General features: G+C 61.1%; 16 protein-coding genes. 3 read left to right on the forward strand and 13 right to left on the reverse strand.

Annotated features, from left to right (window positions below):
* The 4 genes from AF71_RS27400 to AF71_RS27415 form a co-directional block, all read right to left on the reverse strand.
* Positions 1-7,998 (reverse strand): DUF5801 repeats-in-toxin domain-containing protein (locus AF71_RS27400; RefSeq protein WP_169683884.1); only part of this gene is annotated, 7,998 nt, incomplete at its 3' end.
* 334 nt (positions 7,999-8,332) lie between these two features.
* Positions 8,333-9,112, reverse strand: a complete 780-nt coding sequence (locus AF71_RS27405) for a VOC family protein (RefSeq protein WP_169683885.1) — start codon at positions 9,110-9,112, stop codon at positions 8,333-8,335.
* 52 nt (positions 9,113-9,164) lie between these two features.
* Positions 9,165-9,632, reverse strand: a complete 468-nt coding sequence (locus tag AF71_RS27410; RefSeq protein ID WP_169683886.1) for a DUF1579 domain-containing protein — start codon at positions 9,630-9,632, stop codon at positions 9,165-9,167.
* Between the two features lie 33 nt (positions 9,633-9,665).
* Positions 9,666-10,394: a thioredoxin family protein gene (locus tag AF71_RS27415; RefSeq protein ID WP_169683908.1), complete on the reverse strand. Its 729-nt coding sequence runs from the start codon at positions 10,392-10,394 to the stop codon at positions 9,666-9,668.
* A 90-nt stretch (positions 10,395-10,484) separates the two neighbouring features.
* On the opposite strand from AF71_RS27415, the gene AF71_RS27420 reads away from it, so the two are divergent.
* On the forward strand, positions 10,485-10,931 hold the full coding sequence (locus tag AF71_RS27420; protein ID WP_025662359.1) for a MarR family winged helix-turn-helix transcriptional regulator: 447 nt from the start codon (positions 10,485-10,487) through the stop codon (positions 10,929-10,931).
* A 23-nt stretch (positions 10,932-10,954) separates the two neighbouring features.
* Here AF71_RS27420 and AF71_RS27425 read toward each other — a convergent pair whose 3' ends face one another.
* The 3 genes from AF71_RS27425 to AF71_RS27435 all read right to left on the reverse strand — a co-directional run bounded on the left by AF71_RS27425 (position 10,955) and on the right by AF71_RS27435 (position 12,563).
* Positions 10,955-11,710: an RES family NAD+ phosphorylase gene (locus AF71_RS27425; RefSeq protein ID WP_169683887.1), complete on the reverse strand. Its 756-nt coding sequence runs from the start codon at positions 11,708-11,710 to the stop codon at positions 10,955-10,957.
* Positions 11,670-12,053 carry an MbcA/ParS/Xre antitoxin family protein gene (locus AF71_RS27430; RefSeq protein WP_018859620.1) on the reverse strand — a complete coding sequence of 128 codons (384 nt, stop codon included), beginning with the start codon at positions 12,051-12,053 and terminating at the stop codon, positions 11,670-11,672. Before AF71_RS27430 ends, AF71_RS27425 begins: the two co-directional genes overlap by 41 nt.
* 87 nt (positions 12,054-12,140) lie before the next feature.
* Entirely contained in the window at positions 12,141-12,563 is a 423-nt protein-coding gene (locus AF71_RS27435; protein ID WP_025662361.1) for an organic hydroperoxide resistance protein, read from the reverse strand.
* Positions 12,564-12,686: 123 nt separating this feature from the next.
* Between AF71_RS27435 and AF71_RS27440 the strand changes: the two genes are divergently transcribed.
* Positions 12,687-13,154 (forward strand): MarR family transcriptional regulator, encoded by a 468-nt coding sequence (locus AF71_RS27440; RefSeq protein ID WP_018859622.1) that lies wholly within the window; start codon positions 12,687-12,689, stop codon positions 13,152-13,154.
* 34 nt (positions 13,155-13,188) lie between these two features.
* Here AF71_RS27440 and AF71_RS27445 read toward each other — a convergent pair whose 3' ends face one another.
* On the reverse strand, positions 13,189-15,114 hold the full coding sequence (locus AF71_RS27445; protein ID WP_169683888.1) for a BTAD domain-containing putative transcriptional regulator: 1,926 nt from the start codon (positions 15,112-15,114) through the stop codon (positions 13,189-13,191).
* Between the two features lie 113 nt (positions 15,115-15,227).
* Between AF71_RS27445 and AF71_RS27450 the strand changes: the two genes are divergently transcribed.
* Positions 15,228-15,941, forward strand: a complete 714-nt coding sequence (locus tag AF71_RS27450; protein ID WP_169683889.1) for a DUF1194 domain-containing protein — start codon at positions 15,228-15,230, stop codon at positions 15,939-15,941.
* 37 nt (positions 15,942-15,978) lie between these two features.
* Here the strand turns inward: AF71_RS27450 and AF71_RS27455 are convergent, their stop codons facing one another.
* The 5 genes from AF71_RS27455 to AF71_RS27475 form a co-directional block, all read right to left on the reverse strand.
* A complete protein-coding gene (locus AF71_RS27455) occupies positions 15,979-16,707 on the reverse strand; it encodes a L,D-transpeptidase (protein ID WP_018859625.1) in 729 nt (242 codons plus the stop codon).
* Between the two features lie 167 nt (positions 16,708-16,874).
* Positions 16,875-17,705, reverse strand: a complete 831-nt coding sequence (locus tag AF71_RS27460) for a L,D-transpeptidase (protein ID WP_169683890.1) — start codon at positions 17,703-17,705, stop codon at positions 16,875-16,877.
* 109 nt (positions 17,706-17,814) lie between these two features.
* Complete coding sequence (locus tag AF71_RS27465; protein ID WP_018859627.1) at positions 17,815-18,738, reverse strand: alpha/beta fold hydrolase; 924 nt, start codon at positions 18,736-18,738, stop codon at positions 17,815-17,817.
* Positions 18,739-18,846: 108 nt separating this feature from the next.
* Positions 18,847-20,475, reverse strand: a complete 1,629-nt coding sequence (locus AF71_RS27470; protein WP_169683891.1) for a cisplatin damage response ATP-dependent DNA ligase — start codon at positions 20,473-20,475, stop codon at positions 18,847-18,849.
* Positions 20,475-21,485 (reverse strand): ligase-associated DNA damage response exonuclease, encoded by a 1,011-nt coding sequence (locus tag AF71_RS27475; protein ID WP_112824423.1) that lies wholly within the window; start codon positions 21,483-21,485, stop codon positions 20,475-20,477. Before AF71_RS27475 ends, AF71_RS27470 begins: the two co-directional genes overlap by 1 nt.
* Positions 21,486-21,503: the final 18 nt, after the last annotated feature.

A 21,503-nucleotide genomic window follows, 5' to 3' on the forward strand; every position in this document is an offset into this window, starting at 1 on the left:
GAACACGTAGCTGGCAGTTGAGCCTTCGGTTACGGACGAGCCGGAAAGGCTGACCGTCGTCACGTCGATCGTGTCGCTGACCGACGCGGTAGCGGAGCCAGTTCCGACCTGCAGGCTTTCGAAGTTGCCGCCGCTGGTGCCGGTGATCGTCGCTGTCCTGGTCGAGGCGTCGCTGTAGACGTCCTCGCCATTGTTGGCGGCGATCGTCAGCGTGCCGCTGGTCTGACCGTCGGCGATGGTGATGTCGCCCCGATCGGTATGGACAACCGTGACNCCCTGCGAGGCGTTCGTCAGCGTTGCCGTGAACACGTAGCTGGCAGTTGAGCCTTCGGTTACGGACGAGCCGGAAAGGTTGACCGTCGTCACGTCCGTGGTGTTCGAGACATTGAACGACACGTTCGCCGTCGAGGTATCGCCGTCGCTATCCTTTACCGCAAAGGTGAAGCTTGCCGAGCCGGCATCCTTGTAGACGGTGTCGGAATGCGCGGTGAACTGATAGTTTCCGTCAGCTGTTACCCGCAGCGTTCCCTGCGCTGTCGTGACGCCCTGCGACCAACCGTCATTTCCAAACGTCAGGTTGACGCCGTTGATTTGAGAGACAACGGCGCCATCGGTGCCCCGGGCGAAATCGAGCGTGCCTTCGGCGACCGAGCCTTCGGCAACCGACTGCGCAACCATGTCGTGCGCCACCGGACCGTCATCCTGGAACTGGACCGTCAGATCCACCTGCGATACGGCGCTGGTCCTGTCGCCGTCTGCGTCGGTCAGGGTTGCCTGGATGTGTAGGCCACCGTCGACGACAACCTTTACGACGTCGTCATAGGCTGCCTGGCTGGAGCCGGCTTCGCTGTTATGGATCGGCTGGTACTGGGCGATCCAGACATGACCGTCGGCATCAACGTATACCTTGAAGATCTGGTTGGCGGCCGGATTGCTGCCCGTGTAGCCAATCAGCGTTCCGTCCGAGGCAGTCGTCATCTTGATCGAGGTGCCGTCCAGCGTGGTCAGACCGGAATCCACGCCGCTGAAGGCGCTGCCGTCGGCCTTGGTGATGGCGAAGGACCAGGTACCGCTCTTGTCAGCGCCGACGCTGCCGGTGAATAGAGCGTTCGGTCCGGAAAGCACGCTCGTCGCGGACTCGGCATAGCCGATGGCGTTGGCCATGTAGATCGCCACCGGCGGGGTGTTGGCGGTATCGTCGGCGGCGTTTGGACCCGACGCGGCAACTCCCGCGCTTTCATCGATGCTGACCGCCAACGTCTCATGGTGGGTAACGGTGGTATAGACAGGCACTTGCTTCGAGTGCTCGACCTCCACAGTCACAGACGTCTCAATATTGGAAATGCCAAACTTGTCGCCGTGGTATGTCCTGTTAGAGCCGTAGCTCACGTCATCGTAATTGCTAACCTTGAGCACGTCGAAGGTGCCGTTTGCATTTGCCGCCTTGACGTTGATCACCGCGTTATCGGGAACCTTGGCCAGCACATAGCCAGTCAGCGTATTGCCCTGATAGACCGCGTTGGCGCTAACCGCGTTCCCGTTGACCAGGAAGGTCAGCGCTACGAAATTGCCGTTGTTGGTGGCATTGATGAAGACTGCGGCGGTGTTGTTGTTACCAGTAACATCAACCTTGAACTGTGCCGACGAATGCGGATCCGCTGCCTGATTACTCTTCCCAGCATTGGTTACGAAGTTCATGGACAGAACTTCGCTGGGGCCGTCGATCCACGGGTTGGAGACGCCGATATTGTTGCTGCTGGTGTTGACCGTATCGCCATAACCACCGCTCTTGGCCGTCAGCAGCAGGTCATGTCCGGCCGCGCTGCCGGCACCGACAAGCGTGCGCTCCGACTGATTGCCGGCCTTGAACGCGAACGTATCAGCGACCACTTCCGTCGTGGTCCAGGTGTAGGTCGTCGTACCGGTCAGAACCTGTTCGGTCGTATCGTTCGATGCGCGGGTCGTAAGGACCGGAATGTCGTCCAGCACGCTGACCTGAATGCTGCCGGGTCCAAGGTCGATGGTGTCGTTGTCGCCGTCGGTCGCGGTGACATAGTTGGAAAGGTCGAAGGTCAGCGTGTTTTCGCCGTTGCCCGTCGCGTGGTCGAGCTGCGCGATCAGCGTGAAGATGTAGGCGCCGTTCGCCCCGAGAACCAGGGTGAAGACAGGTTTGTCGTACGCCGCATTATAGCCGACGCCACCACCTGCCTCGACATAACCGGTCAACGTCGAGCCATTCGACGACAGGTAGACCTGTTGCTCATGCGACGTAACGCCGGAAAGTTCGGCCGCGCTGACCGGCTTCAGGGCGAAGCCGCCATTGGGACCGGGACCGTCCGCGCCGAAATTGACCAGAGCCGACAGGATTCCCGTCGCCGTCAGGCGGTTGCTCGGCGTGCTAGTGTCGGTGTCGGCATGCTCGCCCGTGCGGTTGGCATCGGCATTCGCCCAGGTGAGGCCGTCTTCGTCGACTTTGGCCGTCACCGTCGCACTAGCGATCAGCTTCGGACCATCGTCGGCGAAAGTGATATTGCGACCGATCTCGATCGTGGCGCTGCTGCTCTTCGAGTCGCCGTCATAATCAATGATCGTCGCCGTCGCCGTCAGCTTGATGAGATTGTCAGCAAGCGAGACCACCGTGCCGTCGCCGCCGTGATCGATAGCGTCGTACTGGGTCAGCGTGACCTTGCCGGTATCGTCCACCGTGACCTTAAAGATGGTGTTGCTCTGCCCGACACCCTGGAACGTGGAGGCGGTCGAGCCGTAGATCACTCCATTGCTCTGATAGAGATAGATAGTCTGGTTATCGCTCTTGAGCCCGGAGGTGCCGCCCTGGGTCACCGAAAGCGCATATCTCGTGGCGAGATCGCCCGCGCCGTCCGCGCCGTAGCTGGAAACAGCGTTGAACACGCCGGCGAAGCTCTGGCTGGCCGTATCGTAATTGGCGCCAATGGTGTCGGCGTCCTGCGTGGCCAGCACAACGTTCGCCTCACCACTAGCGGTCAGCGTGATCGACGGGGTGTGGTCATCAAAGCTGATATTTCCGCCGAGATCGACCGTGGCGCTGCTGCTCTTGCTGTCATTGTCACCATCGGTGATCGTTGCGGTCGCCGTAAGCTTGACGAGATTGTCGGCGAGCGAGATCACCGTGCCGTTGCCGCCATGATCGATCGCGTCGTACTGGGTCAACGTGACCTCACCAACGTTGTCCACGGTGATCTTGAAGATGGTGTTGGTCTGCCCGACCTTGTCGGACGAGGAAGCCGTCGAGCCGTAGACGGTGTCACCGATCTTATAGAGATAGATCGTCTGCCCGTGGCTATCGAGCTTGGAGTCGACGCGGTTTTGGCTGTCCGGCTGGCCGGTCACCGAGAGCGCGTAGCTGGTGACGGTGCTTCCCGTGCCATCCGCGCCATAGCTGGAGACAGAATGGAACACGCCGGCGAAGTTCCGGCTGGCTGTGTCGTAATTGGCGCCGATGGTATCGGCGTCCCGTGTGGTCAGGGTGAGCGCGGCGTCGCTGCCCGCTGTCAGCGTGATCGACGGCGTATGGTCGTCGAATTTGATATTGCCGCCGAGATCGATCGAGGCGCTGCTGCTCGCCTTGTCGCCGTCATCGTCGGTGATCGTCGCCGTCGCCGTCAGCTTGACGAGATCGTTGGCGAGCGAGATGCTCGTATTATTGCCCTCGCCGAGATGATCGATGGCGCTGTACTGCGTCAGCGTCACTGTGCCGCCGCTGCTTACCTCGATCTTGAACACCGTGTTGCCAACGTTGATGTCGTTTGCCGAACCGGCGGTGGAACCGTAAACAACGCCGTTCTTCACAAACAGGTGGATCGCTTGGTCGTCATGCGACAGGCCGCTCAATCCGCCCTGAGCGCTCACCGAAAGCGCGTAGCTGGTGACGGTGTTGCCAACGCCGTCCGCGCCGTAGCTGGAAACGGCGGTGAACACGCCGGCGAAGCTCCGGCTGGCCGTATCGAAATTGTTTCCGATGGTGTCGGCGTCCTGCGTGGTCAGGGTGAGCGCGGCGTCGCTGCCCGCTGTCAGCGTGATCGACGGCGTGTCGTCGTCGAATTTGATATTGCAGCCGAGATCGATCGAAGCGCTATCGGTCGCCTTGTCGCCATCATGGTCGGTGATCGTCACGGTCGCCGTCAGCTTGACGAGGCCCTCGTCGAGCGAGATGACCGCACCATTGCCGTTGCCGACATGATCGATGGCGTCGTACTGGGTAAGCGTGACCTTGCCAATGCCGTCCACGGAGATCGTGAAGATGGTGTTGCCCTGCCCGACGCCGTGGGACGAGGAGGCGGTCGAGCCAACAATTACGCCATTGATCTCGTAGAGATAGATCGCATGGTCGTTGCTTTCGAGCCCGGAGTCGACGCGGTCGCCGAAGCCGCCACGATCCCAGTCGTCATGGTCATCATGATGCGAATTGCCGCTGAGGCTGAGCGCATAGGTGGTGTTTGTAGTACCGGCGCCGTCCGCGCCATAGGAAGAGGTGATCTTGAACGCCCCGGAGAAATCGGCGCTCGCCGTGTCGGTACCGCCGGCCCCGCTCCCGATCGTGTCGTGATCCTGCGTCTCAAGAGTCGGCGCCTTCGAAGCGGAGGCAGAGATCGCCGCCACCGGCACGTCGTCGATCACGCTGACGAGGAAGCTCTTGGCGTCCAACGTTACGCTGTCGTTGTCGAAATCGGTGTACTGGACCAGGCTTGACAGGTCGAGCTTCAGCACGCCCTCGCCATTATTGCCGTAGCTGTGGTCGAGATTATCCCTGAGTTCGAATTTCCAGCTGCCGTTGTCATAGACGGTGAGGGTGAAGACAGAGTGCGCGCCTTCGCCAGTCGTCCCGGCGGTAAGCACCTGATAGCCGTCATACGAGGCGACAGAGGTGATGGTAACGGGATATCCGTCGGAGTTCACCGGATAGCTGTTGGCATCAACGATAGCCACCGGATGGCCATTGGCATCGACGATATTCGTTCCACTGGAGGCTACGAACGAGAAATGCCCGCCTTCGTCGGCGCCGGTGTTGACCAGCGTGGCGAGCGAATTCGCGCCGCTGCCGCTGACGACCGCGGTGGTATTGTCGTGGAAATGGCCGTGGTGGCTGATGTCGTCGTCCGTGGCCGAGCCCGAGCCGCCACTGGTATCCTCATTGCCGTTGAGCTGCTCTTCCTCGACCGTACCCGAGACATGGGCGCGACCGGCCGTGGTTGGCGCGTCGTCGGTGATGGCGATTTTCAGGCCGCCGGTCAGCGGAATGCTGTCGCCATCGCCATCGGTCGCCTGGATCAGGCCGCCGAAGTCGATGGACACGCTCCCATTGGTGGCGTCGGTGCCATGGTCGAGCTGATCGAAGAGCTTAAAGGTGTAGTCGCCGTCATTCGATAGGGTCAGCGTGAAGACGACGCGCGCCCCCTCACCCTCGCCCGCCGTCGCGGTGAGGACGCCGTTCGCGACGGTGTAACTCAGCGCGTCGCCATGCGAGGACAGCGCACCGAGGCTGCTTAAGTCGCCGGTGAAGGAAAAACCGCCCTTGCCGTCATTGCCGAAGTTCACGACGTTTGCGATCGAGCCGCTGACTGTCGCGGGGCCTGGCAGATTGTTAGAGGCATTGCCGGTATAGGAGCCGTCCGCGTTGCCGTCGTTCGGGCTCGTACCCTGCGAAAGCGACGTCTTGATGTCGTCTTCAGCGACCGTGGCGCTCTGAAGTGCCTCCCGGTTGATGCTCGGGCTGTCGTCATCGACATTGACGCTGATCGTGCCGGACACGTGGTCTCCGTCGCCGTCATAGATGTCGAAGCCGAAGTTCAGGACGAGATTGTCCTCGGTGCCCGTTGCGGGGTGAGCGAGGGCGGCGTTGAGCGTAACCGAGTAGGTGCCGTCCGCATTGACCGTGACGACGATCGCGTTTTGGACGTGAAGGCTGCTCCAACTCATGGAGCCGCCCTGCCCATTCGGCGTCCAGACCCCTTCGCCCAGTGCCTCTGCTGTACCCTTGCCGGTGTCGTCAATGTACATGACCGAGAGCGCGGCGTTGCCGAGGCCGGCGACGGATTCAAGGCCGGTGATCTGGATATGGCCGAGCCCATCCGAGCCCGCGTCGAAATCGATCGTGCCGAACGCGGTGGCCCCGTGACCGTCGTCACCAGTGCCGCCCTGGTTGCCAGCTTTGCCGACGTCCTCGTCGTCAAGGATGGCACTGTTGCCGGTCACCGACACATTGGCGAGGAACGTGCCGTAGTAGTCGGCGTGCCCGGTTTCCTTGAATTCCAGCGTGTTCGATGCATTGCCGGCGCCGCCGACAATGGAGATGCTATAAGTCGTCATCTGTCCGGGCGGGTCGATTTCGAGCACGACGACGCCGCCGAAGGTGACGACCAGGTGCTTGCTGCCCGCCTGTGCCGCGCCGGCCTCGAATGTGAGGGTGTAGCTTTCGCCCTCTGCCAGTTTGAGCACCTGCGAGACCGCTACATCGCCCGGCGATGCGTCGAGGTCGATCATGTATCCGTTCGTCGAGGAATGCATGCCGAGATAGCCGTCGCCGACGCGCTCAAGCTGCGGGGTACCCTCGGAACCGTCCGCCCAGGCGATATGCCAGTTGCCCGAGACACCGGTGTTGTTGACGCCGCTGTTCTCGTTCCAGGCATTGCCGTTGGAGGTGAAGCCATCGAAGAAGAATGAGCCCGAATAGTCGCCGGCCGGTGCCGGGACCGAGATCAGAATTGGGCCATCGTCGCTGAAGCCAATTTTGTCGCCGATATCAACGGTTGCGTCGACTTTGTCGCCGTCGAAATCACTGACCGTGACCTTGGCGAGGACCTGGCCGGACTTGATGAAGTCGATCTCGTCTTGTGAGTTGCTATCGGCGTTGTAGATCGAGACATACTGGACCATCGACAGCTGGCCAGTGACTGGATCGATCGCAAGGGCGAATGCGGCGGGATCAGCACTGGTGACCTCGCCGTTCTCGGCGTCATAACGACCGACGATTAGGCCATTTTCCTCGAAGAAGTAGATTTCGTGGCCGCCCGTGGTCTTAAGGCCGGAATCGTGATTGTTGCCGGAGCCGAGTTCGAGCGACCACTGGACTGCATTCGTAGCGGCAGGACCATTGATGCCGAACTGGATATCGGCCTGCAGGAGGCCGGCGGTCGCGTATTGCGCCCCGTTCATATGCCCATCGAAGCCTTGATTGCTAACACCTTTGAACAGGTCCGCAACATCGGCGAGGGCCGTATCGTTGTCCGGGCTGGTCTGGATGCCCGCCGATTCATCGAGCACGAGCGTCGCGGCAAGGTTGCCGAGGTTGATGACGTGCAGGCTGACTGTCGGCGAACCGTCCGGGACCGCTGGCGATGTCGGTGGGGTTGCATCTTGGCCGTGCCTGCCGACTCCGCCGAAGAGGCGGCCGGGCTGACCATCCGGCTGGTCCGTGTTCTGCAGGAGGTCCGCTATCAGCGGCGGCAGGTGGGGAGGCTGCTGGATCGTATCGAAGTTGCCGCCCGAGCTTGGGGAGCCGGAATGGGCCGAATAGGAGCCGTCGGGACCCGCCGCAACGTTGATGTTGTTCTGCTCGAGGGCGGCGATCACGGCCTGCTGCGGCAACTCGACTTCGCCGAGCAGGAAGGTCGGCACGTGCAGAGCGCCATTGACGATGACGATCTCGGTGCCGTCTGCCTGGATGAGCACGAGATTGTTGCCTTCGACGCGGATGTCGTCGATCGATACGTCAGCCGGCAGGTGGGCGACGTTGTTCTGATCCGGAACGATTTCGGCCGGATGGGCGCTGGCAGCTGCCGTCTGGGGCGCCGCCGGCACGCGGTCGGTCTTCTCCGGCTGCTGGTTATTATCGGCCTGCGCGACCTCAACGCCCTGACGAGCGGAAGTCTCAATACTTGCGTCTTCATGAATGTCCTGGCGGAAGTCGTGCGAGACGTTTTCGCTTGCAGTAGCGGAAATGCGCGGATCTTCGATAGACATAACAAAACAACCCCAATGAGAAACTGGGGTCAATCAATTACGCGGAAGAGCCAAAATCAATACTTGCAGCCGCTTCAGGCATAGCCGGTTATGCTTCCACCCAAAAATGTTTTAGGAAGAGTTAACGCCGCGGCCCCGAACCTCGCCGGAAACGCTAAAATTCTAATAAAATTAATGAAGTACAAACGCGCTCCCGCAACGCGTCCCAGCTCCTTCGATTCGACGCGAACGCTGCCATGCGGCTTGCGGCGGAGCTCCCGGAACCCTCAAACAGTTCAGCGCGAGACGGCGTCCGGCCATCTCGCGCTGAGTTGAAAATCGTCGTCTGAAGCGCCTATCGGGTGGGCGCCACGAGGCAGAAGAATGCGCCCTGGGGATCGGCAGCCTGGATGATCCAGCTGCCGCCGGGCACTTCCATCGGACCGTTCAGCACCGTGCCGCCGCCCGCCTTGACGCGTTCGATAGCCGCATCGATGGCCGGCACATTGAAATAATAGGCCCATACCGGCATGGGAACGGTCGGCGGCTTGGTCATCATGCCGCCAATTTGCGTGCCGTGCTCGGCGAAGATAGTATAGGCGCCCATCTCGCCCATGTCGAAGTCATGATCCTTCGTCCAGCCGAAGACCTTCGAGTAGAATGTGAAGGCTTCGGCACCGTTGCCGGCATAGAGTTCGTGCCAGCCGATATGGCCGGGCGTACCCATCGGTGCCGGCGGCGACGGATTGTCCCTCGGCAGCGGCGTCATGATGCAGATGACCGCCCCATGCGGATCGGCAACGACGGCAAAGCGTCCGACCGTCGGAATATCCGCCGGCTCGCGCCGGACGGAGCCACCGTTGGCGCCAAAGTCCTTCGCCGACTTGTCGACGTCATCGACAGCGACATAGCCCGTCCAGTTCGGCGGAATGCCCTTCCCTTCCAGTTCGGCGGGAAAATCCATCAGGCCGGCGACGCCGGCTCCATTCGCTTCGAAGATCGTATAGGGCGGCAGGTCCTGGATCGTCATGTCACTTGTCGTCCACCCGACAACCTTGCCGTAGAATTCGGCGGCGGCCTTGGGATCGGGGGTCATCAGTTCGCACCAGATGAATTTGCCGTGGTTTTCGGACATGGTCTTCTCCATTTGGATTTGGACTTGCGACGAACGGCAGCGCCGTCCGCAGCTATTGCTTGCGGGTGTAGTGCGCTTCCATGAACTGCTTCCAGGAACCGTCGGGCTGCCTGGCAGCAGAATTGAACGTGCGGTGATCGCGATGGTGGAAGATAAGCTGCTCGCGATACTCGGCGAGTTCGTTTCCGCCGATAAGATCGGGGCCCGTGGTATAGAGGCTCAAGGTCTTGCCGTCGTCGGAAACCTCACCCTCGTAGACCCACATGTGGTCCATCATCGTTCCTATCCAGGTTCCGACATATCTTCCCTTGTCGGCGCTGTAGCCGAGAGTGAGTATCGTCGTTGCCGCGCTACCGCCCGGCATGGTGCCGGAGCCTTCGGCGACGAACCAGATGCCATGAAGCGACCGCACGATCTCCGTCCACGGTTCCTGTCCGGTCATTTCGGGTGCCGTCACGTCCCATACGCCAACGAGATCTTCCAGGAACTCGTGCTCCTTCAGAACTTTCGCTTGCTGCATCGTCCTTCTCCCTTGGGATGATGGTCGCAGATATCAGTGACAGCAGGATGGCGTGCTCTTGGCCGGCTCGTATTCGTCGTGACGCTTGACGAAATCCATGGTCGCGTCTTCGTTACGTCCCTTCGGCGCACGATCGAGGATCATCAAGGTGCCGACCGCTTCTTCGAGGCCGCGGGCGTAGCTCGAGTAGGTATGGAAGACTTCGCCCGCGTTGTTCTTGTAGAATGCGCTGAGACCGGGAAGCTCGTGATTGGCGTTCGCCGGATCAATCGCCTCGAAATTGTAGAAGACCTTGTCCTTCGCCAGATCCTCCGGACTGAAGGACACATGGTAGTCGAAGTTGAAGCTGTTATCGAAGGATGAGACCCAAGGGAATTTCCAGCCCATGCGCTTCTTGTAAGCCTCGATCTTGGCGAGCGGCGCGCGCGAGACGGCGACCCAGGTGACATCATGGTTGTTGAGATGTGGCAGCGTTCCATCGACGTGATCCGACAGGAACGAGCATCCGGGGCAACCGGCCTCCCAATCGGGGCCAAGCATGAAATGATAGATCAAAAGCTGGCTGCGCCCATCGAAAAGGTCGGCGAAACCTTTCTTGCCCTGCGGCGTGTCGAATATGTAATTCCTGTCAACCTTGACCCATGGCAGGGCCATGCGTTCGGCGTTGACCTTGTCCCTCAGATGCGTCGCTTCCTTCTCCTTGAGAAGCAGTGCACGGCGGGCTTCCAGCCATTCTTCACGGGAAACGACTTGGTTCTGCATCACGTGCGCCCTCCTCCGGCGCGGTCGAGACGTGCTTGGTTCATGCTCCTTTTCCTTGACTAATTACATTGATATCAATAGAAATTGATCATGTCAAACGCGGTAGAGATTCCCTATTCAACGACACTTCTGGTACGTGACACGTGTCTGTGCCTGCATGTGCAGCGCGCGGCGCGCGCACTGGCGCGGCTCTTCGACGATGCCCTTCGCCCTGTCGGGCTCACCAACGGCCAGTTTTCGCTGATGATGTCGCTGAACCGCCCGGAACCGCCGCCCATGGGACCGGTCGCGACCCTGCTTGCGATGGACCAAACGACATTGACGGCAGCGCTCAAGCCATTGCAGCGTCGTGGTTGGGTAAATGTAACGCAGAATGCGAAAGACAAGCGTCGGCGCCTGCTAAGCCTGACGCCCGAAGGAAAGGCCGTGCTCGCGGCCGCAGTGCCGATCTGGGAAACCACCCACGCCAGCCTCGAGGAAGTCCTGCCTGATGGCGACATGGGAAGGTTGCGGCGCGACCTGCAGGCGCTCGCCTGACGCTCGGGCCGCCTGCGACATCGTCAGTCGCGCGCCATGCGCGGGTCGCTGGCGAAATCCTCCACCGAGAATCCAATTCTGACTTTCGGGAAATCGCAGAGCGCCTGGACGCCAATACCCGAAAGTCGGATCCTCCAGGTCTGACGCTCGACAGGCTCGCGGGCGGCAAATGCCGCTGCCGTCAAGAGCGCGATATTGCGGCCACGTTGCGGATCCCGCACGGATTCGTAGAGGATTGCCTGGCAACCCGCCTCGCGAGCAGCGTCGGCCAGGGCCTGACAGGGCGCATAATTCTGAGGATCCGTCCATATCGCCCGATCGGCATCGAGAGGCGCGCGGGTCAGGTCGATTGCCGATGCGGTCGCGATGGCCGCGGAAGAAGCAGTGTACTCGGCGGCATTGACAGGAAGCGATGTCGCGGGCGACTCCGAATAAAACAGCAACCGGTAGAACGCCATTTCGGCAAGCGCGGTTTCCACCCGCTCGGACGCATAGAAGACGCCCAGCGTGCGCCCTGCCCGGCGGAAACGCGACCCATGCGGATAGACGGCGCCATAGCGAAACGGGGTCGCCAGCAGGTAGTCCAGCCCGATGCATTCCGGCGGCAGCGCCGGCTTGCTTTCTTCGAGCAAGGCTTCGAGCAGCGCCTGCTCATCGAGCGTGTCGACGAGCTTCAGCGTCGAAATCTGGTGCTGCGCCTCGACCAGACGCCAGAACCTGCCCGAGATTGCCCGCGTCTCAGACGATAGCGCGGCGGGCGTCCAGATAGGCAAGGACATCGGTCAATCCCGAAATGCTGACGATCTTTTCGAGCGGCGTGGCGCCGAGCGCCGTGTTGGCGTTGCGCAGCCATTGCCGGGCAACGGTCTCGTCGCCGCCGACAATCGCGTCGAGCGAACGAAACAGACGGACCAGCAGGATCGCGAGCTCAAAGGACTTCGAGCCGCGCTCAAGCAGATAATCCTGCCGCTTCATGCGCGAGACAGTCGCCTCGGAAACGCCGAGCACCGCCGAAAGCGTTCTGGCGTTGAGGCCGAGACGATCAGCGGCATTGACGGCGGCCTTGGTGATCACGGCCGCCTCGGGAGCCCGGGCGCCGGAGATCGGATGCGCTACAGCCATGCCATACTCCTTTCACAGGAAAGAATATAGCATCTAAATTTCATATGAAAAGAGCGGCGCATTACGCGACGCTCCTTTTCGCCTTGATCAAGCGACGGTAACCGGAACTTCCGTCGATGTACGCATTGCATGGCTATAGGGGCACACGATGTGGGCCGCAGCGGCAAGCTTTTCGGCGGTCGGCTTGTCGAGGCCGGGAATGTTCACCGTCAGGGCGACTTCAATGCCGAAGCCCGTGCCGTCGTCACGCGGGCCGATGCCGACCGTGGCGCTGACCGTGGTGTCCTCGGGAATCTTGACCTTTTCCTTGCCGGCGACAAATTTCAGCGCACCGAGGAAGCAGGCCGAATAACCGGCTGCAAAGAGCTGTTCAGGGTTGGTGCCGGTCGCGCCATCGCCGCCGAGTTCCTTCGGAACCGTCAGCGTCACATCGAGAACGCCGTTTTCGGAAACGGCGCGGCCTGCGCGGCCACCGGTGGCCGAAGCTTTGGTCGTGTAGAGGATAGGCATGTCAGTCTCCTTTGCGTTGGGGTTGGATTTTGTTTATCGCACTATTAAATTGTACGCAAGTGAATTTTGCAAATTGCATTTCGAATTCGAAAAGAGGACAATCGAGCCCGTGGAAGGACGACAATGAAAGCGCATCTGGCCAAGACGATGGAAATTCCAGAAGAGGAAAAGCGGCTCGAGAACCAGCTTTGCTTTGCTGTCTATTCGACGGCGCATGCCTTTACCCGCGCCTACAAGCCGATCCTTGACAGGGTCGGCCTCACCTATCCCCAATATCTCGTGATGCTGGCGCTTTGGGAGAAGTCCGAGCAGCCGGTCAAGGCGATCGGCGAGCAACTCGATCTCGATTCGGGCACGCTGTCGCCATTGCTCAAGCGCCTGGAACAGAATGGCCTGATCAAGCGCACACGCGATTCCCGCGATGAACGGCAGGTTATCGTGTCGCTGACCGACAACGGCCGCGCGATGCGGAGCGAGATCGACACCATCATGGGCGCAATCGGCCAGGCCGCAGGCTGCACGCTCGAGGAAATGAAGACGATCCGAGGGCTGTTGAAGGGCCTCCGCTCCAATCTGACATCGGCGGCTTGAGCACCAAGACATTCAAGCCGGAGCCGAGACGACATCATGCCCACGGCAAGTCCGCAGCCTCCAGCCGTAACCACAAATCTTGCCGGAACGATGAGCCGCGTGCCTGAAGCAGCTGCTCGAGATACCTACCGTTCAACAAAAGCGTGCTTTCCCTCACATAGGCCACGTCGCCCCGCGCCATCAGGTCCCTGCCCAGCGCTGCGTATGACGCCGCTCGCAGGAGTCGCGCCCAATGATAGTCCGGCAGCACGGTCAGGAAGCGATCAAGGCAGGCGATCGCTTCCTCATACTTCCCGGAGGCGAAATGGGCATCGCCCCGGAACAGGAAAATCGGATGATAGTCCGGACTGACCTGATCGGCCTGATCGAACGCCATGTGCGCCTCGCCGATCAGACCGGCGACGGTCAGTCCAATACCGAGCCACGTGTGGAATTCGGCGTCGTTGGGGTTGAGGTCGACGGCCCTTTGCAACGCCTCCAGGCCGGCCCTGGCGTTTCCCAGGTAGGTTTCAGCAAGGCCGAAGGCGCTGAGCAGGTAGGGTTCGTGGTCATCCAGGCCAAGCCCCACCAGAACGATTTCACGCGCCTGCTGGAAGCCCCCTACGGGATCGTCCAGCCAGCCGTTGAAACAGGAGTGGAAATTTATCCAGGCGAGGCTCTCGCGGACCAGAACGTGATTGGGATCAATGGCCAGGATCCGCTCGCAGAGACGCCGGGCACGGATCATCCCCTTCAACGTCGGCCGCTCGACATGATTGAACACCTGCAGATACAGCTTGTCCGTACCGACTTCGCCCTCCGGCTCGGTGGCCGAACTGGCTGCCGCGTGCTTCATCACGATATGATAGAGATTGCCGCTGATCTTGCGGACAAGCCGGTCCTGCCCGAGGTCGGAATTCGTGCTTTCGTCGAGATATTTGCGGCTCCATATCTGTGTGCCGCTTTGCACGAACACGAGTTGCACTATCGCCCAGCCGGCCTCCCCGTCGCCCTGAACCGCAGTTTCCAGGACATAGTCGGCGCCGACCCGTCTGCCGATTTCCTCGACAGTCTCGTGCCTCGCATTGACGGCAAACATCGTTGCGGCGGCGACCACCGAGAGTGGCGAGAACAGGCCGAGTTCCCCGATCAGTTTGCGCGTCAGGGATTCGGCGACGAGACTGTCGTCTCCATCATGTGAAAGGCTCCTGATTGGCAGGATCGCGATCCTGGGCTTGCCATTGGTCAAGTCCACGGACGGCTCCTGCTGTTCGCGAATTCGATCGATGAGCTGCTGCGTTTCGAGATCAGGCGCGACACCGAGATTGGCCTCCAGCAATGCCTTCAGGCCTTCGTAATGCCTGATGGCACGGGCGCGCTCGCCTCGGGCCTTGTGATGGCGCAGGATCGTTCGATGAGATGGCTCGTGGTAGGGATCCTGCCGCAAAAGGCATTGCGCAGCGAGAACCGCATGCTCCGTGCTGCCCGCCCTCTCCAAACCTTCGGTTAGATCCGCAAGGCAGTCGGCCAGCAAATTGTGGTGTCGGCCGCGTTCAATCCGAAGCCATGTTTCCAATGTCTCGTCGTTGAAGCTCAATCCCTCGAGAAACTCGCCCTCGAAGACATCCAGTGACGGCGGCAGCGACCCCGCCTTCGCGCTTTCCGCAAGAGTCTGAATGTCGGTGACAATGGCATCAGTTCTCATCCAGCCGGCGCCGCTGTCGAAGACGAGAGGTGACACATCGTGGCCGTTGACGGCATGGCGGATTGCAAAGAACGCCTGGCGGAGGCTGTTGCGTGCATGTTCCTCGGTGCGCTCGGACCACAGCATGCCCGCCAGTTTCGATCGTGAAACAGGCTTGCCGTTGGACAGCGCCAGCATCGCAATCAGCGCCTGATGCTTGCGCGAAGCGATCACAATGCTCTCGCCCGCGGGGGAGAGCAGTTGGAATCGACCGAACAGGCGCAGCATGAACCGCATCGCTACAATCTCAACTTCTAATTTAGCACGATCAAATAACGGCGATATAACAGCAGGAAAGCGACCGCTTGTCATAGTCAATTTTGGGCTATGGGCGAACGAGGGATGCGGAAATGCTCAAGATGCTGATTGGTATGGCTGCGGCTGTGGTTTTGATACTGCCCGCGTCTCCATCATTGGCCTGCGCGGATATCGCGCTGGTTGTGGCCGTCGACGGATCCGGTAGCATCACCGACGAAGAATATGCCTTTCAGAAGTCCGCGATCGCCACCGCCTTCCGGGACAACGACGTCCTGGCCATCTTGAGAAGTGCTGGCAACGTTGCGGTATCCGCAGTCTTCTGGGGGGATGGTGAATTCTCCACCCAAAAACTGGATTGGTTCGTCATACACAACGGGAACGGTGCCGAATCCTTCGCGGCCGCGATCGACGCCAACCAGCGCAGGGTGTTCGGCAACACCGACATCGGCAACGGCATGTGGTCCGCCCTCGATATGCTCTCCGACCCACGCTACTGCGCCATCAAGACCATCATCAACGTCTCCGGCGACGGCAAGGAGACGGTTGCGCCGAAACGACGGCAGACGCCGTCGCTCTATCAGGCGCGACAGCGCGCCATGAAGATGGGGACGACCGTCAATGGACTGGTCATTTCCGACGAGGAACCCGATCTTCCCGACTACTACGAGACGCGCGTCATCCTCGGCGAGGATGCCTTCGTGATGGAAATCAGGAGCTTTGCTGATTATGCGACGGCGATCCGCAAGAAGCTTATCAGGGAATTGTCACCGCCTACAGAAGTTCAGGTCGCCGAGCACCGGCAGTGAATGCGACCAGCCAATCAGCTGGCCGCACCCTCTTGGATCACTGCAGAACCACCACCGGAGCCTTGTTCGGCACGCGGTCATAGAGATCGATGATGTCCTGGTTCAGGAGGCGGACGCAGCCGGATGAAACGGCCTTGCCGATGGAGCGCCATTCCGGATTGCCATGCAGGCGGTAGAGCGTGTCTTCGCCATTCGAGAAGATATAGAGCGCCCGCGCGCCAAGCGGGTTCTTCAAGCCCGGCTCCATGCCACCGTTCTCGATCGAATACTTGGCGAGTTCGGGCTGACGCGCGACCATCTCATTCGGCGGCTTCCAACGCGGCCATCTTTGACGCCACTGGATGACGCCGGAACCCTGCCAGGCGAACCCTTCGCGGCCGATGCCGACGCCATAGCGCATGGCGGTGCCGCCCGGCTGAACAAGGTAGAGGAAGCGCGAGGGTGTATCGACGACGATCGTGCCGGGCGCCTGACCGGTCGGATCAACCACCTGCTGACGGTAGAAGCGCGGATCGATCTGCTGGTAGGGCACGGCCGGAATGAGAAAGCCGCCGTCCTCGATCGGGCCATACATGACCGCCAGCTCGGCGTCACCTGGCGTCTGCGGTGCCTGGAACATGTTGACCGGACTGCGCATGACGACCGGCTGAGCCGTGGCATAGGGCGGCGGTCCAGCCGTGGATGCACACCCCGTCAGCGCCGAAGCTGCGGTCACTGCCGAAAAGGAAAGGAAGCTGCGGCGGGAAAGGGGTTTTTCGAAGCTCATACGCGGGTCTGGTTTCCTGTTGCGCGGGAAGGACGGACGCCCTTCGCGGAAGGTGGCTCAACGCCGGTGACAACACAAGAAATCTATCGCCATACGTTAAATAAACCACCACCTCACGAAGTCGTGTCCGTCTGCCGCGAGACGATATCACCAGAGCTGTTGCGCGACTACATCACGACGATTTCGGCCTTTGCCGGAACGCGGTCATAAAGGTCGACCACATCTTGGTTCAGCATGCGCACGCATCCCGACGACGTGGCCTTTCCGACCGACTGCCAATCCGGTGTGCCGTGGATGCGGTAGAGTGTATCCTGCCCGTCCTTGAAGATGTAAAGCGCGCGCGCGCCGAGCGGGTTGCCGAGGCCCGGATTCATCCCGCCGTTCTCCGCAGAGAAGGCCCGGACATCCGGCTGGCGCGAGACCATTTCGGCGGGCGGCGTCCAGCGCGGCCACTTCTGCTTCCACTGGATGACGCCGCGGCCGGACCATGCGTAGCCGTCACGGCCGAGGCCGACGCCGTAGCGCATCGCCTTGCCGCCCAGCTCGACGAAATAAAGGTGCTTGGTTTTCGTGTCGACGATGATCGTGCCGGGCTTCTCGTTGGTCGGATAGTCGACCTCCTGCCGCAGATATTGCGGATCGATGCGGCTGACCGGTATGGCCGGCAGCGTAAAGTCGGTATCGCGCACCTGGCCATACATCGCGCCATTCACCGGATTGGTGACCGGCAGGCCGTAGGTCCGGCTGAAATTCGCGCCTGGGATACCATAGGTCTGGTTATAGATTGTCGGCGGCACACCCGGCCTCTGCGGGACCGGCGTTTCCAGTGGCTTGACGCGCATCGGATCCACACCGTTATAAAAAACAGGCGACGTTTCCTGCACAAAGCGGGCGGGATCGGTGGCACCGGTATCCGGGACAAGGATGTTGCAGCCGCTCAGGCAAAGAGCAGCGGCCGCAAGCCCGGCAAATGGCGACACCCGGCTGAGAACAGTCATAAAACACCCTCATCGACAACAGCGAGACGTATAGCTGCGGCGAGGATGACACCCGCGGCTGGCGCGAGGCTGGTCACCCGGTCAGCCTCGCATGGATGTCAGACCGCGATCAGGCCGCGACGCCGTGGAAGAACCGTATGCTCTGCTCGATTTCCGCCGGCAGCGCCGACGTATGGTTGCCGGTCACCGTATCAGTTTCGATGCGGACACCGCCGGAGCGAGCGCGACTGGCAAGCAGACCGGCGCGGTCGTTGAAATGTGCCTCTTCGGTACCGTGAACAACGCGGACGGGGCACTTGAAGCTCTTGGCATAGCAGAGCGCGCTGCGGACCTCGAATTCGTGGGCGTTGCTGTCGTCGAAGCGAATGTCCTGCGGGTAGCGATTGAAGAAACGGAAAGCATCCGGATTGCCGGAGATCGGCGCCGCCGCACGAAACTTGTGGCTGCTCATCGCCGCAAGCATGGTCAGCGTGCCGCCGACACTGTGGCCGGCAATGAACAGGCGATCGGCATCGACGCCCGGAAGGTGTTGCAGCCGGTCGGCCGCCGAGAGCACGTCGTCGACCTCGTCGTAGAAGCCCGAGAAATTGCCCATCTGGCCGTTCTCGCCGCGCAGCGACGGCATCATCACCACGAATCCGGCATCGACATAGGCCTTGAGCAGGACCCAATGCCCAAGCCCCATCGCGTTGCCGCCATGCAGGAACAGCACGCCCGGCTTCGGCTTGCTGCCGCGCTTGTATCTGGAAACCCAGGCGACCAACTCCAATTCGCCGCCGTAACCCGAACGATAGAAGATCTTCTCGCCTTCCGGCGGAGCGTCGAGCGGTTCGTACTTGTCGGGAGCCGGCCCCTTCTGCAAGAGCTTGGTATGGAAGCGCTTGCGGACCTTTGCATAATCGTGATCGATCAGCCTCGGCACCTCCGGAACGTCGAATGCGCTTGCGATGCGCGGGAGCAGGAGGGCTCCAGCCAGGCCTGCAAGAACCGTGCGGCGCTGGCGGAGAAAAGAATTACCTTCGTCTGACGTCATTTCACACTTCCATGGTTCCCGGCGATTCGAAAATTGCACCGGAAGCGTGCGACCGCCAACACACGTTGTGTTGAAACGGTGGCCCTGCGGCGTTTTGCGTCGGAAAACCTACCGCTCGTCCTTGGCATCGATCATGGCGACCAGCGTCTGAAGGCGGTCCGCCTCGTAGGACGGCTTATCGGGGCGCAGGCGGGAGATCCGCGGAAAGCGCATCGCAACACCTGACTTGTGGCGGGTGGAGCGATTGATGCCTTCGAAGGCAACTTCCACGACGAAGCCGAAATCCTTGTCCGCCCTGACGGCCCGCACCGGACCGAAGCGCTCCGTCGTGTTGTTGCGCACGAACTTATCCAGCAGTTCCAACTCGGCATCGGTGAAGCCGAAATAGGCCTTGCCGACAGGCACCAGCTGTTCTCCCTCCGGCGTCTCGGTCCAGACGCCGAAGGTGAAATCCGAGTAATAGCTGGAGCGCTTGCCATGGCCGCGCTGCGCATACATCAGCACGGCGTCGACGTTATAGGGATTGCGCTTCCACTTGAACCACGGACCCTTCAGCCGCCCGGCCTGATAGACACTGTCGCGGCGTTTGATCATCACCCCTTCGATGACAGGATCCGGCGGTGACGACCGCAGTTGATCCAGTTCATCCCACGACGAGAACTCGACCAGGGGCGAAAGATCGAAACGGTCGTGCGGCGCATGATCGATGACCTCCGCAAGACGCGCGCGGCGATCGACATAGGAGCGCCCGCGCACGTCCTCCTCCCGATCGAACAGGAGGTCATAGGCACGGATGAAGGCCGGATACTCGTCAAGCATCTTCATCGTCACCGTCTTGCGGTTCAGGCGTTGCTGCAGATCGGAGAAGGTACGCGTCGGGCTGTTCGAACGGGTGGTTCCGCCAACGAGGAGTTCACCGTCCATCACCCCGTCGAAGTTGATCGAATCGACGATATCGGGAAACGCGCCCGAGATATCGTCGCCGGAACGCGAATAGATCTTGCGCGTGTCGCCGGAGCGCGACAGCTGTACGCGAATGCCGTCCCATTTCCACTCGGCGGCGTATTCGGCCGGCTCGAGCTGATCGAGATCGCCCTCCTCCACCGGATTGGCGAGCATGACGGAATGGAAGATTGCAGGCGTTGCCAGCACCGGCTTGTCGCCCTGCCCTTCCAGCCAGCGAAACAGCGGTTCGTAGGGCGGCTGCAGACCATGCCAGAGCGTCTCGATTTCGGTCACATCGCGGCCGCCCATATCGGCGAGCGCCTGTTTCGCCAGACGAGACGAGACCCCGATGCGGAGCGCCCCGGTCGCAAGCTTGATGAAGGCGAAGCGACCTGATGTGTCCAGCCGATCGAGCAGGTCGCGCACGAAGCTGCGAACCTCGGTGCGCCCAAGCGCGTTCATCTGCCTGACGACATCGCCAAGCCGCGGCTGGGCAAGTGCTGACCGTTCGATGTCCTTCTCGGCGTCCCAGACAAGGGAGATCGTCTCGGCGAGATCGCCGACATAATCATAGGAATAGCGGAAGAGCACTTCATCCATCCGCTCCAGCACCAGCTCGCGCAGCATGGCCGGCTTGACGTTGCGCACTTCAAGCGTGCCGGCGATGGCGGCAAGCCCGTAGCCGCGATCCGGATCCGGGGTGTCGCGGAAGTAGTCGGAGAGCAGTTTCAGCTTGCCGTTGCGGCTGGGGGTGAGCACGAGGCGGTCGAGAAGGTCGGCGAATGCTTTCATCAGTCGGCCTCGTCTTCATAACCGACCAGGTGCAGCGGCCGGGCCTTGATGCCCTGCAACTGGCACCAGCGAACCAGCGCCTCCTCGCGACCATGCGTCACCCACACTTCCTCGGGGCGCAGATCACTGATCGTCTCCGTCAGTTCCGGCCAATCGCAATGGTCGGAGATGACTAGCGGCAGCTCGACGCCCTGCTGCTTGGCGCGCTGACGCACCATCATCCAGCCCGACGCAAATGCCGGCAAAGGCTCGTTGAAGCGTCGTGCCCAGCGATCGGCAAAGGCGGAGGACGGGCCGACGACAATGGCTCCCTTGAAGGCTGACTTGTCGCGACTTTCGATGGTCGCCGGGCAAAGCTCACCGAGCTCAATGCCCTGTTCCATGTAGTAGTCGCACAGCCTCTCCATCGCGCCGTGGATATAGATCGGCTGATCGTAGCCGGTATCGCGCAGCAGGCGGATGACGCGCTGCGCCTTGCCGAGCGCATAGGCGCCGATCAGATGCGTACGCTCCGGAAATTGCCGCAGCGAGGCGTAGAGCTTGCCCATCTCATCGACCGGATCGGGATGGTGGAAGACCGGCAGTCCAAAGGTGGCCTCGGTGATGAAGACATCACAGGGAACCGGCACGTAGGCCGCGCAGGTCGGGTCCGCTCGCCGCTTGTAATCACCTGAGACGACGATGCGGGTGCCGTTCTTCTCGATGGCGATCTGCGCCGAGCCGAGCACATGGCCAGCCGGATGAAAGCTGACCTTCACGCCGTTGATCAGGACCTCCTCGCCGAAAGCGGCAGCCTGCTGGCTTGCGCAGAAACCGTCACCATAGCGGATCTGCATGATGTCGAGCGTCTGGCGTGTCGCAAGCACGTTTGCATGGCCGGGCCGCGCATGATCGGAATGGCCGTGGGTGATCAGGGCTCGCTCGACTGGCCGCACGGGATCCACATAGAATCCTCCCTCGGGACAATAGAGCCCCTCGGGGGCGGGATAGAGCAAGGCATCTGGTCTCATGCCTGCAAAGATAGCGGG

Origin of the sequence: Rhizobium sp. 57MFTsu3.2 (genome assembly GCF_012932765.1) — a bacterium.
GTDB lineage: Bacteria > Pseudomonadota > Alphaproteobacteria > Rhizobiales > Rhizobiaceae > Rhizobium > Rhizobium altiplani.